Source organism: Clostridium sp. UBA7503, from assembly GCF_002477055.1.
GTDB classification, from domain to species: domain Bacteria; phylum Bacillota; class Clostridia; order Clostridiales; family Clostridiaceae; genus Clostridium_J; species Clostridium_J sulfidigenes.
The window spans coordinates 51,548-66,416 of sequence record NZ_DLNT01000006.1; the positions used below are offsets into that span (position 1 = coordinate 51,548).

12 protein-coding genes, 1 pseudogene and 1 other annotated feature are annotated in these 14,869 nt (G+C 28.6%); of the genes and pseudogenes, 2 read left to right on the forward strand and 11 right to left on the reverse strand.

Features of this window, described 5'->3' with window-relative positions; translation table 11 throughout:
- Positions 1–44: 44 nt before the first annotated feature.
- The 4 genes from B3630_RS00835 to B3630_RS00855 form a co-directional block, all read right to left on the reverse strand.
- Positions 45–2,033 carry a methyl-accepting chemotaxis protein gene (locus tag B3630_RS00835; RefSeq protein WP_346894651.1) on the reverse strand — a complete coding sequence of 663 codons (1,989 nt, stop codon included), beginning with the start codon at positions 2,031–2,033 and terminating at the stop codon, positions 45–47.
- Between the two features lie 339 nt (positions 2,034–2,372).
- Entirely contained in the window at positions 2,373–3,026 is a 654-nt protein-coding gene (locus tag B3630_RS00840) for an FMN-dependent NADH-azoreductase (RefSeq protein ID WP_346894653.1), read from the reverse strand.
- Positions 3,027–3,153: 127 nt separating this feature from the next.
- Positions 3,154–4,014 (reverse strand): rubredoxin-like domain-containing protein, encoded by an 861-nt coding sequence (locus B3630_RS00845; RefSeq protein ID WP_414632985.1) that lies wholly within the window; start codon positions 4,012–4,014, stop codon positions 3,154–3,156.
- A gap of 102 nt (positions 4,015–4,116) precedes the next feature.
- Positions 4,117–4,638, reverse strand: a complete 522-nt coding sequence (locus tag B3630_RS00855) for a hypothetical protein (RefSeq protein ID WP_346894655.1) — start codon at positions 4,636–4,638, stop codon at positions 4,117–4,119.
- Positions 4,639–4,808: 170 nt separating this feature from the next.
- On the opposite strand from B3630_RS00855, the gene B3630_RS00860 reads away from it, so the two are divergent.
- Entirely contained in the window at positions 4,809–5,288 is a 480-nt protein-coding gene (locus tag B3630_RS00860) for a TspO/MBR family protein (protein WP_346894657.1), read from the forward strand.
- A 222-nt stretch (positions 5,289–5,510) separates the two neighbouring features.
- Here B3630_RS00860 and B3630_RS00865 read toward each other — a convergent pair whose 3' ends face one another.
- The 6 genes and pseudogenes from B3630_RS00865 to B3630_RS00890 form a co-directional block, all read right to left on the reverse strand.
- On the reverse strand, positions 5,511–6,095 hold the full coding sequence (locus tag B3630_RS00865; RefSeq protein ID WP_346894659.1) for a hypothetical protein: 585 nt from the start codon (positions 6,093–6,095) through the stop codon (positions 5,511–5,513).
- A gap of 154 nt (positions 6,096–6,249) precedes the next feature.
- Positions 6,250–7,179, reverse strand: coding sequence for a cysteine synthase A (gene cysK, locus B3630_RS00870; RefSeq protein WP_346894661.1), 930 nt, complete (start codon positions 7,177–7,179; stop codon positions 6,250–6,252).
- Positions 7,180–7,215: 36 nt separating this feature from the next.
- The gene (gene epsC / locus B3630_RS00875) at positions 7,216–7,737 is read right to left on the reverse strand and encodes a serine O-acetyltransferase EpsC (RefSeq protein WP_346870824.1); all 522 of its coding nucleotides are present in this window, start codon (positions 7,735–7,737) and stop codon (positions 7,216–7,218) included.
- Between the two features lie 131 nt (positions 7,738–7,868).
- Positions 7,869–8,100: a binding site (T-box leader), on the reverse strand.
- A gap of 98 nt (positions 8,101–8,198) precedes the next feature.
- Positions 8,199–10,577, reverse strand: coding sequence for a homocysteine S-methyltransferase family protein (locus B3630_RS00880; protein ID WP_346894663.1), 2,379 nt, complete (start codon positions 10,575–10,577; stop codon positions 8,199–8,201).
- A complete protein-coding gene (locus B3630_RS00885; protein ID WP_346894665.1) occupies positions 10,567–11,247 on the reverse strand; it encodes a methionine synthase in 681 nt (226 codons plus the stop codon). The genes B3630_RS00880 and B3630_RS00885 overlap by 11 nt, the downstream gene beginning before the upstream one ends.
- Before the next feature lie 36 nt (positions 11,248–11,283).
- A pseudogene (locus B3630_RS00890) lies at positions 11,284–11,484 on the reverse strand (methylenetetrahydrofolate reductase); the annotation flags it as partial.
- 145 nt (positions 11,485–11,629) lie between these two features.
- Here B3630_RS00890 and B3630_RS00895 point away from each other — a divergent pair.
- Positions 11,630–12,946, forward strand: coding sequence for a hemolysin family protein (locus tag B3630_RS00895; RefSeq protein WP_346894667.1), 1,317 nt, complete (start codon positions 11,630–11,632; stop codon positions 12,944–12,946).
- A 140-nt stretch (positions 12,947–13,086) separates the two neighbouring features.
- On the opposite strand, the gene B3630_RS00900 is transcribed toward B3630_RS00895, so the two are convergent.
- Entirely contained in the window at positions 13,087–14,829 is a 1,743-nt protein-coding gene (locus tag B3630_RS00900) for an ABC transporter ATP-binding protein (protein ID WP_346894669.1), read from the reverse strand.
- Positions 14,830–14,869 lie beyond the last annotated feature (40 nt).

The following is a 14,869-nucleotide window of genomic DNA, read 5'->3' on the forward strand; positions in this document are numbered from 1 at the left end:
TTTTATCCATAATTTATTTCATTATCATGGTTTAATAAATATTTCTACTTACTTACTTTGAAATGATTGATTAATTGTGATAAATCATGACAAGATTGTGATAATTCTTCAGAGTGTTGTGCTATGCTTCCAAATACAACACTTTGTTCATCTATCGAAGCACTAACTTCTTCAACGGTAGATGCATTCTGTTGTGCATTATTTGAAATGTCTTCTACTCCACCTAAGATATTTCCACTATAGTTATTAATATCTTCTGTTCTATGACTTGTTTCTCTTATTAATTCAACTATTTCTTGTAACTCATCATTAATAGAATTAAAAGATTGTTCTGTACTTAATACAGCACTTGCAGTTTCTTTGTTTATATCATTAGCATAAAGTATTGCACTTTTCACATTATTAGTTTCTTTATTTATATTAGATAAAGATTCCTTAATCTTATTTGTTGCATCACTAGATTGCTCTGCTAACTTTCTAACTTCTTCTGCTACCACAGCAAATCCTTTTCCAGCATCTCCAGCTCTGGCTGCTTCTATACTTGCATTAAGCGCTAGTAAATTAGTTTGACCAGATATATTAGTTATCATATCGATAACTTTATCTATTTCTTGTAGCTTATAAACTAATCCTTGGAATATGTCATTTACCTTATTAAGTTCAGTGGTATTTTCATTAATTTTTATATTTAAATTACTTACATTTTCTAAGCCTAATTCTGATGCTGCTGTAGAAGAATTGGATAGTTCATTCATTTTATTGATAATATTATTAATATCTTTAATAGATTCATTAAGTTTTTCTACCTTGTCTACTATACCTACAATAGTCTCTGCTTGATTTGAGGTATCTCTAGCTATTTCTGCAACTGCAGCATTTATCTCTTCTGTTGAAGCTGTAGTTTCTTCTGATATAGCACTTAAGTTTTCACTAGCACTATTGATTTGATATATAGATTTTTGTACATTAGATACTATATTGTTAATATCCTTAACCATGCTATTGAAGTTATTAGTTACTTGTCCAATTTCATCCTTCAATTTAGATTTTATATCTACTGTTAAATCACCTTCTGCTACTAACTTTGCTTCCTTAGATAACTTAACTAAAGGATTAGATATTCTTTTTATAAGTATAAATAATATTATAGCTAATACTAGCATCACTACAAAAGTTATAGCCATAGTAAAATTATTAATTTCAATTATACTAGCTTGCATATCTTTCTCATTATATACAGCTCCTACTTTCCAATTGAAGTTTGGTATAGTATAGTAATATACTTCTAAATCTTCCTTACCTTCATTAAATTTATAAGAACCTGATTCTGATTTGAAAATCTCATCAAACATAGGTTGCTCTTTTAGGTTTTCATTAATTAATTTTGGATGGTATAATGCAACTCCTTCATTGCTAACTAAAAATGCATAACCCTTGTATCCTACATTATGCTCTTTAACATTGTTTAAAGAGTTTTCTAGAGATAAGTCAACAGCTAATACGCCCTTTACTTTTCCATTTTCAACTATAGCTTTTGCTGCTGTAATTACTGGAACATTATTGTCGGCATCAATATATGGTTCTGTCCATATTACATCTTCTGGACTTTCTGATGCCTCTATATACCATTCTCTTTGGGTTACATCATAGTCTGCTGGCACTTCCCATGTAGGTTCTGCAAGCATACTTTTATCTTGAAATCCTACATATATGCTTAATATCTGTGAATTAGATTCAGTATAATTCTTAAATAATGATGATACCTCTTCTAAAGCTACGGAATCCTTAAGCACTTTCTTATTAAAAGCACTTTCTTCTCCAATTAATTTTAAGTCTTTTTCATACTGTAATAGCTCCTTTTCAAAGGACTTTCCTAATTCTGCTACTACTGTAGTTCCTCTTTCACTTGTATCTTCTTTAAGATTTTGTTTCATTATTATAGTAGTTGTTAATTGAGTTGTTAACATTCCTATTAACACTATGCCTACTATAAACACAGTCATTTTAGTTCCTAAACGCTTAAACTTAAACATAATTCTCCCCCTATAATTAATTCCAGTCTTACATATAAGTCATTGCTTACTCAACACATACAATTTTACTTTTTTTATATTATTTTTTCTACAAGCATATATTATATCCATCTCCTTTCTTAGTCTAATTTTAAACCTTTTCAATATTCTATAATATATAACTATATTAAAATTAAATAGTAATCTTATTAATAAAAATATATAATTTATTTGTTTATTAAAGGTTACACAATTATAATCGTATCAACGGAATTATAATAAACACTTTAGTAAAAAAAACATCCTATATATACACAAAAAACTATTAATATGTAGAATATTAACAGTTTTTATAATACATTAATTATTTTTCCAAATTTCTTCTATAAGTTTATTTACTTCTTTATTAGCTTCTTCTATAGCTTCTCTTCTTTCTTCTTCAGTAAAACCTGTTCCATCCACCAATAGTTCCTCAAATTTCTTAATTCCTATATACTTCATTATATCTCTTACATTATCAAGTCCTTTATTAAAAATGGATCTTAACATCCATGGAATCGGTGCACCTGATGATTGGATATATACCATAGCCCTTGGTTTGTCATTTAATAGTCCTTCCATTTTATTTTCTGATATATTTATAGTTTTTCCATCCATAACTATACAATCAATATATTCTTTTAATGGAGCTGGAAAGGAAAGACTCCACATTGGTGCTGCTATTACATATAAGTCAGCTTCTTTAAATTGATCCACAAGTTTTACAATTTTATGAACTTCTCCTTGTTGTTTTTCATTCAACTTACTAAAATCTTCTTCCTTAATCATACAATTTCTTTTTTCAAAGTATTCATACTCAAGTCTAGGTATATGACACTGATAAAGATCTAATTCTTCTAAAATAAAATCCTTATGATTTTCTAAAAACTTATTTACAAATGTTCTACCTACTGTTTTACTAGCAGATAACTCTTCTGGTTTAGAGTTTACAATTATATACAATAACTTCTTCATAAATTTCACCTCTATAATTATTAATATTGCTATTCTTTGCTTTAAATCTTAAAATATTCATAACTATTTAGGAGAATATAAAAAAATACAGGGATACTTCAAATATATTTTGAAATATCCCTGTAAACTACATTTTTGATAAGTCAGCAGATGGACCAAACATTTCATAATTTATATAATCCTCTGACACTCCCATTGCCTTTAAAGCATCATATATCATTTTCATAAACCCTAAAGGTCCACAGAAATAAAATTCTTTATCCTTTGATAGATTTCTTTCAATCCATTCCTTAGTTAAATATCCTTCAAATTGATAATCTTCCCCAAGTTTATCATTGTTTAGTGGCTTACTATAGAAAAATTTTACGTCTACATTATCATATTTTTTATCTAAATCCCTTAGCTCATTTTTAAAAGTATGAACATTTGAATTTATAACTGCCTGAATAAATTTTACTTTTCGTCCTTCTTCTATAGCCTTATAAAGCATAGACATCATAGGTGTTATTCCAATTCCACCACTTATAAGCACTAAGGGTTTATTGTTATCCTTTAATATAAATTCACCTAGTGGTTCTGTTATTTCTACTTCATCATTTACATTTATATTGTCATGCAGATATCTGGAAATTAATCCTTTATCTTCTCTCTTAACACTTATTCTATAAAAATCTTCTCCTGGCTTCATAGACAAGGAATATTGTCTAACCTCACTAGATTTATCCCCTTCAGTTATTGGTTTTATAGAAATAAATTGTCCAGCTTTATGTATTTTTAAAACTTTTTTATCTACAGAAGCTAAATAAAAAGATGTAACTACATCGTTTTCTTTAACCTTATTAAGCACTTTAAATTTACTAAATAAATTACTTTCCTTAAATTCTTCAAACATCTCTGATCCCACGCCACAGACTGGACAAACAAAATCACTTGGTAATTTTTCACCTTCATATATGTATCCACATACTTTGCAAATAAATTTTTTCATGTTGAATTCCTCCATATATACCCTATATTATAACTGTAATTTTCCTTATAGCTATATACTTATAGTATTACTAACTCATAAATTAGTCAATAATAGCTATTATTAAACAATAACTTCAACATTGCATTCCTTTGCAATATTAGTATATAAATCCAATACTTTATCTGCCTTATAAAAACATGGAAATTTTTTATTGTAGTTACCCCATATAGTAAATGGATATTTTGTGAAATATACAGTACAGAATAGAACTTCTCTAGTACTTAATCTAGTTATAAATGGTATGATGTCTTTTGTTAACCTAAAATAAATTGTGTCTCCCTGCAAAGTAGCCTTAATACTTTCCATTATTTCTTTATCTTTTTCTTCCAATAACCCTATTAGTCTTTCCTTATCTTCTTTTTCTAAAGTAGAAAAATATAAATCTACAAAGGAGTTATCCTCACCATTTAATATTATAACTTCCTCCATAAATTTAATTATATTTTCCTCAGCCTCCTCTAAATTTTTACTTTCTAACATTGCACTCTTATAGTTATTAAATCCTTCATTAATATTGTTAAATCTTATATTAACTATTTCTTTAAACTTATTCTCATTTACTGGATGTAATAAATTGTTCATCTTAATCCCCTTCTATAATATGAGTTTTACTAACAAATAAAGATTATGTAATTATAACTAAAATATATTTATAATAATATGATTATTATATAAGTACTAATTTATAATAGTTTTAATATACTTTATATAAACTCTAAATTTAAATTCTATAGCATTAAGGAGGTGAACATATGTCAAATGTATATGCCATTAAATTAAAACCACTAATAATTAGTTTAATACTCAGTTTAGGAACCGGATTTCTTTCTTCACTACTTACAAAAAATAGTAGAGAAGTTTATGCTAATCTTATAAAGCCTGATTTAGCTCCTCCAGCTATTGTCTTTCCCATTGTATGGACTATTCTTTTTATACTTATGGGTATTTCTGCCTATATAGTTTATGAATCAAATTCTCCATATAAAGATTATAGTCTTAAACTTTATATAGCTCAACTGATAGTCAACTTCTTTTGGTCTATAATATTTTTCAATTTAAATCAATTTACATTTGCATTCATTTGGATTTTGGTATTGATAGTATTAGTTTCCTTTATGATATTTAATTTTTATAAGATAAATAAGTGTGCTGCATATTTACAGATACCATATCTTTTATGGCTAATATTTGCTGCGTACTTAAATTTTAATATAATTCTTTTAAACATTTAAATATATTCAAATTTTAATTGCTACTCTATTATTTTACATTTCATCAATTTGGAACTTATCACGTAAGAACAAATTAAAATAAGATTAAATATAAATATTTTCTCTCAAAACAAGGAATACCATATAAGAGTATTCCTTATTTTGTATTTTTCCTAAGTTTCAAATTTAAAATCAATCCTATTTATTTCTTATTGAGATTCTACTAAAAAATCTCTTTTTATTTTACAAACTTCCACCTAACTGAGAAAATACGATTTCTTTGGTATTACCATCAAAATCTTTTCTTATAAGTACATCTCTTTCATCACATATATATCTTGCATTTTCCTTTTCTAAAATATCCTTAAGAATTTTATCATAATCCTTAGGAAAGTAAAATTTCATAAGTGGAGCTATTATATTTTTATTACTTGAGAAATCACAATAATTCACATAATCTCCTCTTAGGGTTATATTACACCAAGTTGAGTTTTCCGTAATTAATACATCATAGTGCTTAAGTCCCCTTAAGTCTGAGCTATATATTAGAGAACCCTGGTAATATTCCTTAAAGGAAAATTTCTCCTTTAAAAATCTAAAGTCTTCTAAAAAATTATCTGTAGAGCCCTCTTTCCTATTATATTTATCTGAAACAATTTCAAATTTATCTGAGGTGTTTTTTATACAAACATAGGATTCCTTTACATTTATAGAAAACCCAAAGACTTTTCTTAGTACCTCAAAGGGTATCCCCGTTTTCCCCTCATTATCTATTATTAATTGGTTTAAGGATAAAACTACATATTCATCTCCATTTTTATCTGCCACTATACCTCGCCCCTAACATTTAATTTAACTATTATCATTTATTTCTATATATAATGTTATATTAAATATTATTTCAATACAATATGAATTATTTAAATTTCAATTAACAAAAAGAAGGGTATAACTTTACCCCTTCTCCTTAACTTGTTATACTCTATATAAAATTTTGAATTGATAAATATCTTTCTCCAGTATCCGGTAGTAAAACAACTATAGTTTTCCCTTCATTTTCTGGTTTAAGAGCTATTTCTGTAGCTGCTTTTAATGCAGCTCCTGAAGATATTCCAACTAATAATCCTTCTGTCTTTGTTAGTTCCTTAATTGTATCAAAAGCATCATCATTAGATACTTTTACAATTTCATCATACACTTCTTTATTTAAAGTCTCTGGAATAAATCCAGCACCTATTCCTTGAATTTTATGAGGTCCTGCTTTCCCATCTGATAACACAGGTGAATCTTCTGGTTCTACTGCTACAACTGATACCTTTGAATTTTTTGACTTTAAGAATTCACCTGTTCCTGTTATAGTCCCCCCTGTTCCAACTCCAGCTACAAAAATATCTACTTCTCCATCAGTATCTTCCCAAATTTCTGGTCCTGTAGTTGCTTTATGAATTGCTGGATTAGCTTGATTTACAAATTGTCCAGGAATAAATGAATTTGGAATTTCATCAGCTAACTCTTCAGCCTTGGCTATGGCTCCCTTCATTCCTTTAGCACCTTCAGTTAACACAATCTCAGCTCCGTAAGCCTTCATCAAGTTTCTTCTTTCAATACTCATAGTTTCCGGCATCACTAATTTAATTTTATATCCTCTTGCTGATGCCACTGATGCAAGCCCTATACCAGTATTTCCACTAGTTGGTTCTATAATAACGGAATTTTCATTTAAAATTCCCTTAGCCTCTGCATCATCAATCATTGCCTTTGCAATTCTATCCTTTACACTTCCCGCTGGGTTAAAGTATTCTAATTTTGCAACTATAGTTGCTTTTAAATTATGCTTTTTATTATAATTCGAAAGCTCTAATAGTGGTGTATTTCCTATTAATTCTGTTAAACTCCTATAAATCTTTTTCATGAGTAATTCCTCCCTATATTTTATTAAAATTTAATATTATTTTTTATTTAAAGGTTTTGCAGCTATTCCTACTACAGTTGAATTTTCTTCTGTAGATTGCAGTACTACTGAGTTAGCTCCTATTTTAGTTCCTTTACCAATATATATATTTCCTAGAACCTTAGCACCAGCTCCAATAATTACATCCTCTCCTATAGTTGGATGCCGTTTTCCCTTTTCATTACCAGTTCCACCAAGTGTAACTCCATGATACATAGTTACGTTATCTTTAATTTCTGCTGTTTCACCAATTACTACCCCCATTCCATGATCAATAAATAAACCTCTTCCTATTTTGGCTCCCGGATGTATTTCTATACCTGTAATAAACCTACTAATATTTGAAATAAATCTTGCTAAAAAGAATAATTTTTTTCTATATAAAAAATTAGATATTCTATAAAATATAAGAGACTTTATGTGAGGATATAATAAAAATATCTCAATCCTACTTCTAGCTGCAGGATCTCTTGGAAAAACTGAGTCTATATCATATTTAAGCACTCTAAAAAATTTCATAATAAATTTCCTCCATAAAAATTTCAATTGTAAAAGTATAAATCAACAATATTCTTATTTTTAATTTAAATAGTCAACTTCATACTATATTTGAACTATTCTTGAGATAAAAAAAACGCCTCTAAGATAAACTTAGAGACGGATAATATCCGCGGTTCCACTCTATTTGGTAAAAAAATAACCCCACTCTTCAAGTACTATCATACTCTATTAATATAACGGTTAAAACCGCGATAGCCTACTTAATTCGGTATCGTACTCCAAAGGGCACTTCATATATAATTCCAATAAATATCCTTTCAGCTAATGGATATTCTCTCTGAATCTTCATTAAATATTACTTTCCTTCTTCAATGTATTTATATATTAAAATTATTATATTTTATTATATGCACATAAATAAAAAATGTCAACTGATTTTATTTATGTACATACATTATTTTAATAAGGTACAACTTATTTCATCCTAATATTTTCCTAGCTATGGTTACAGATTCCTTTGCATCTTTAGCATAAAAATCTGCCTTAATCATATTTGCATATTCCTCATTAAGTACTGCTCCACCCACCATAACTACACAGTCTGGCTTAATTCTTTTTAGTTCATATATGGTTTCTTCCATATTTTTAACAGTAGTAGTCATTAATGCACTAAGTCCTATTAGTTTAACATTATTTTTAATAACAACTTCTACTATTTTCTCCTTAGAAACATCTTTTCCTAAATCGATAATCTCATAATTATAATTTTCTAGAAGTACCTTTACTATATTTTTCCCTATATCATGTATGTCACCTTTTACAGTGGCTAATACTATCTTTCCTTTTGAAATTTCAGTATCAGTTCCTTTTCTTAACTCCGCTTTTATAACCTTAAAAGATTCTTTTACCGTTTCAGCAGATTGTATTAGTTGCGGAAGAAATATATGTCCATTTTCATATTTTTCTCCTACAATATCTAAGGCAGGAGCTATATATTCATTTACAATTTCTAGTGGCTGTCTATTTTCTAATAACTTAACTGTGGCTATTTTAGCTTCTTCTTTAATACCTTTTAATATTATTTTAAATAAATCATCCTGAATATTTTTCATATCTTTTTTAATAGGTATTTGTTGTTTAGATATGTTTTCATTATATATTAAATATTCCTTTGCTCCCTTATCTTCATTCCATAAAACTTTAGATGCTACTATTGTATCCATGATTTCTTTATTTAAGGGATTTATTATAGGTAAATCTAACCCTGCAAATAAACTTGCTGCTAAAAATGTTTTATTTAAAATATCTCTATTAGGTAATCCAAAAGATATATTTGATACACCAAGTACAGTCTTTACATTTAACTTCTCTTTTACTAAGGAAAGTGCTTTTAAAGTTTCCTTAACCTCTTTCTGTTGAGCCGCAGCTGTTAATGTTAAACAATCTATATATATGTCTTTTTTATCTATACCATAACTTTCTGCTGTTTTTACTATTTTTTCAGCTATTCTAAATCTTTCTTCCCCACTTGAAGGTATTCCTCTCTCATCTAAAGTAAGTCCCACTACAGCAGCTCCATATTTTTTTACTATAGGTAATATATTTTCTAAAACTTTATTTTCTCCATTTACTGAATTAACTATAGCCTTACCATTATAATATCTTAATCCCATTTCTATAGCTTTAGCATTTGTAGAATCTATCTGAAGAGGTACATCTAATACGGATTGTATTTCTTTAATAACCTTAACCATTATTTCTTCTTCATTTATTTCTGGAAGACCTACATTAACATCTAAAATATGGGCTCCTGCATCAACTTGAGCTATAGCCTCTCTTAAAATATAATCTAAATCTCCATTTCTTAATGCTTCCTTGAATAATTTTTTCCCTGTAGGATTTATCCTTTCTCCTATTACTTTTACCTGATCAATAATTACTGCTTTAGTAGGAGTACATACACCACTTAAAGGACTATATTTCTTTTCTCTTATTTCTACTTTCTTTAAAGCTTTTACTAGACTCTCTATATGTCTATCTGTTGTACCACAGCACCCTCCTATTACTTTTATACCTTTTTCTTTAAACTTTACTCCATAAACTGCAAATTCTTCTGGTAAAATATTAAATACCGTATCACCATTTATAATATTAGGCAATCCTGCATTAGGTTGTACAATTGCTGGCACCTTAGATATATTTAATATTTCATCTATTATAGGCTCTATTTCTTTAGGTCCTAAAGAACAGTTAACTCCTAGGGCATCTACACCTAACCCCTCTAGCACCATTACCATAGATGTAGGATTACACCCTGTGAAGGTTCTCCTATCTGCCTCAAAACTCATTGTACAAAATACTGGTAAATCTAAATTTTCCTTAGCTGCTAATACTGCAGCCTTTGCTTCATATAAGTCTGTCATAGTTTCTATTAATATTAAATCAACCCCACTTTTTACCCCCTGAATAACTTGCCTTTTAAAAATATTATAGGCTTCATCAAAAGTTAAAGTCCCCATAGGCTCTAATAGTTCACCAATAGGACCTATATCTAAAGCTACATATGCTTGTTTATTCTTTCTAGCTATTTTTGCATTTTCCACTGCTGAATGAATTATTTTCTCTACACTATAATTGCTATTTTTAAGCTTAATTTCATTAGCCCCAAAGGTGTTGGTAGTAATAACATTTGCACCAGCTTTAATATACCTTTTATGTATTTCAATTATTACGTTTGAATCAGTAATATTTAGTATTTCTGGTAATTCACCTATCTTTAATCCACTATTCTGTAGCATAGTGCCCATAGCACCATCAAAAATTAAAATTCCTTCTTTCAATTTTTCTTTAATTTCCACATTCACCATCCCCTTTTCTAAACATACAATTAGAATATTTATTACACTGTAAACAACTTATCTTTTTTATGCTATTATTCTCTCTTTTAACAACACCTACTATGGATGTAATGGATTTTCTTGGTATTAAAATACTATTAGAGGATGCAGTAAGCCCTATAGATTTTTCTGCACTAAGCATACTGAGAAATTTTTTTTGTATATCTATTGGTAAATCCCCATATCCAGGACTATACCTAGCTGTTAGTGTATTGTTTTCATTTTGTACAACTTCCTCCAACTCTTCACATATTCTATCACATAGTTCTTCTATAGCTGTTGTAGCACAAGCATCTAGTATCAACGCCTTAGTCATGCTTATCTTTTCATAATATCTTATTTTTGCATCTACACTATTTCCTAGAGTTACTGCCATTAAGATACAGACTTCTGATTTATCTAAGTGCTTTTTAATATTTTCTCCTGCTATACTAAAATTGCTATTTAAAATACATATTCTACCCTTCTCTTTCCTAATGTTAAAGAATTTATATATATATCTAGCTTTAATTAAACTTCTCATTTCATCCATTAATTCATCAATTAAAACATCAGTAACTTTATCTAAAACTTGATTTTTATAGCCTAAATATCTTAAAACCTCATCTTTATTTTGTAGAAATTTATTCATAGGCAAGTTCCACCTCCCTTATTCATTAATTATATATTAAATTACTTGTCTTTTATTTATAAAATTTAGTATTGAGCTAATGCTATTAGTAATTCTTTTAGCTATATATGGATTGTTCATTGTATAAAGATGTATTCCCCTTACATCAGTAGAAATTAAATCTACTATTTATTCTAATGCAAAGGCTATTCCTGCATCCCTCAGTGCATCCTTATCACGCTCATATCTATTTATTATAATACTATATATCCATATATTTAATAAGGAGACTTGATTCTTTTACCATATTTAACCTTAAATAATTAAGTCTATTATTTGATTACCTCTAAATTATTATGCTATAATAAGCTCACTACATTTTAAAATAAGGGGGAATATAAGAATGGACGGGAGCCCCAGTGGCAGTTTTATTCTAATCTTTTTACTAATCTTAATAAATGCTTTCTTTGCATCTGCAGAGATGGCAATTGTATCCTTAAACAAAACTAAACTAAATCTTTTAGCGGATGAAGGTAACAAGAAGGCCTTACTTCTTCAAAAAATTTCAAAGGATCCTAATAATTTCTTATCTACTATCCAAGTAGGAATTACCTTTGCAGGTTTCTTTGCATCTGCTTCAGCAGCTACATCTATTTCTGTAGGCTTTTCCGATACACTATCTGGATTTGGTATACCATACAGTGATAAAATAGCTCTAGTTGCTATAACCTTGCTTATATCTTATCTAACGTTAGTTCTAGGAGAACTAGTTCCAAAGAGAATAGCTCTTCAGAATTCAGAGAAGGTAGCTATGTTTTCTATAAAAGCTATAGTTCTTATAGCTAAATTTACTAAACCTTTCGTATGGTTTTTATCTTGCTCCACTAATCTTATAATGAAACTCTTTGGAATTAAGACAGATGGTATGGAAGATCAGGTTTCAAGAGAAGAAATCAGAAGTCTTATTGAAATTGGCCAAGAACAGGGTGCTATTAATAAAATAGAACGTGAGATGATTGATGGTATAATTGAGTTTGATGACACCATGGCTAAAGAAATCATGACACCAAGAACAGAGGCTTATCTACTAGAAGTAAATGATTCCATTAAAGATAACATAAATTATATCCTAAGTGAAAGTTTTTCTAGAATACCTGTCTATGATAAGGACTTTGATAATATTGTAGGCGTACTTTATATGAAAGATATATTTGCAAGTATAGTAGAAAAGGGTATAGATAATATTTCTATTAACGACATAATGAAAAAACCTTATTTTGTTCCTGAGACAAATTCTATTGATAATTTATTCAGAGAACTTCAGACAAATAGGAATCATATGGCTATATTAATAGATGAATATGGTGGATTTTCAGGTATTGTTACCATAGAAGACATTATTGAAGAAGTAATGGGAGAAATTTGTGATGAATATGATGATGAACAACCTGAAATAGAAAAAATAGATGAGGAAAACTATATAGTTAGTGGATTACTTACCCTATCTGATTTGAATGATTTTTTAAATCTCTCTTTAGATTCAGAGGTTGCAGATACCATAGGTGGTTTATTCCTTGAAACCTTTGAAACTTTCCCTAATGACACAAATAACCATCAGGTTCAAATAGATAATGTAACCCTAAAACTTTTAGCCTTAGATAATAGAAGAATAGATAAGATTCATCTTATAATAAATAAAAGCAACAACATTGAATTTTAATTTAAAGTAATTACTTAAATTGAATATAAATTTGGCTATCTAAAAAAACTAATACCATTAAATAAATTTACACTTATATTGTTAAGTGCAATTTATTTTATAGTATTAGTTAATTATTTGAAGATAGCCCTTTTAATTAATTATTCAAACTGAGAATTATATAATTGACTATAAAATCCCTTTTGTTTTAATAACTCTACATGATTTCCTTGTTCAACTATATTCCCATTATTAACCACTAGGATATGATCTGCATTCCTTATGGTAGAAAGCCTATGTGCGATTACAAAGCAGGTTTTATCCTTCATTAAATTTCTCATAGCCTTTTGAATTTGAACTTCTGTTCTAGTATCAACATTAGAAGTTGCTTCATCTAAAATAAGCATCTTTGCATCCAAAAGCATAGCCCTTGCTATGGTTAGCAGTTGTTTTTGTCCTTTAGATACATTAGCTCCATCATCAGTAATTACTGTATCATAGCCCTTAGGAAGTCTTTTTATATATGAATGAATTTTAGCTGCCTTAGCTGCTTCTACCACATCTTCCATAGTTGCATTTTCATTGCCATAAGCAATATTTTCAAATATACTTCCTTCAAATAGCCATGTATCTTGAAGTACCATAGCATAAGCTTTTCTTAAACTCTTACGTGTAACCTGTGATATTGAATTTTCATCTACCTTAATATCCCCTTCATTAACATCATAGAACCTCATGAGAAGATTAATTAAAGTAGTTTTTCCTGCTCCCGTAGGGCCTACTATAGCAATCATACTTCCAGCTGATACATTCATACTAAGATTCTTAAGAATAATCTTATTCCTACTATATCCAAAGGAAATATTCTCTACCTTCACATTTCCTTCCATATCCACAAGCTCTTTAGCTCCTTCCTTATCTGCTACCTCTGACAACTCATCCATTAATTGAAAAATTCTTTCAGCAGCAGAAAGGGAGGATTGAAATTCTCCCATGATATTAGCAGCTTCATTAATAGGTCCTGAAAATTTTCTAGAATATAGTACAAAGGAAGATATATTTCCTAAAGTCATTTGTCCAAAAAGATACATAATAGCCCCAAAAATACTGATAAGAGTTAGGGATAAATTATTCATAAAGTTAACTGAAGGACCAACCATAGAACCATAATAATCAGCACGATAATAAGCATTTACTGCTTCTTCATTTTTACTTGCAAATTTTTTCTTTGTGTTTTCTTCTTGATGATAAGCCTTTAAAGTCTTTTGACCTGATACAAACTCCTCTACCATTCCATTAAGTTCCCCTAATTTTCTTGAACGATTACGAAACATTGGTCTTGTTACCCTGGTTATTCTTTTAGTAAGTATAATAGACATAGGAACTGTAAATACAAATACTAAAACTAACTTTTCAGATATCATAACCATAGACCCAAAGGATATAATCACAGTAATTATACTTGAGCAAATGCTCACTAAATCAGATGTTAAGGTAGAATTTAAAGTATCCACATCATAGGAAATTTTACTTATGATATCTCCTGTTGCATGGGTATCAAAATATCCCACTGGAAGAGATAATAATCTATCAAATAAATCTTTTCTTAGTCTATAGGATATTCTCTTACTAATTTCTAGCATAAGTACTGATAAAATATAAGCTAATATAGAAGATAAAATATAAAATCCAATCATAAGTCCACAGTAATAATATATCTTAGAAAAATTTACTGCCCCTCTTCCAACATTTATATTATCTATAGCATAACCTGATAACATTGGACCAATTAAGGCAAATACGTTAGAGCCTATGGATAATATAATTGCTATGATAATTAATATCTTATATTCAAATAAATAGGACATTACTCTTTTTAATGTATTCCTTTTTCTATCTTTCATATATTATAAATGTCCTCCCTTTTTACTTTGATTTCCATAA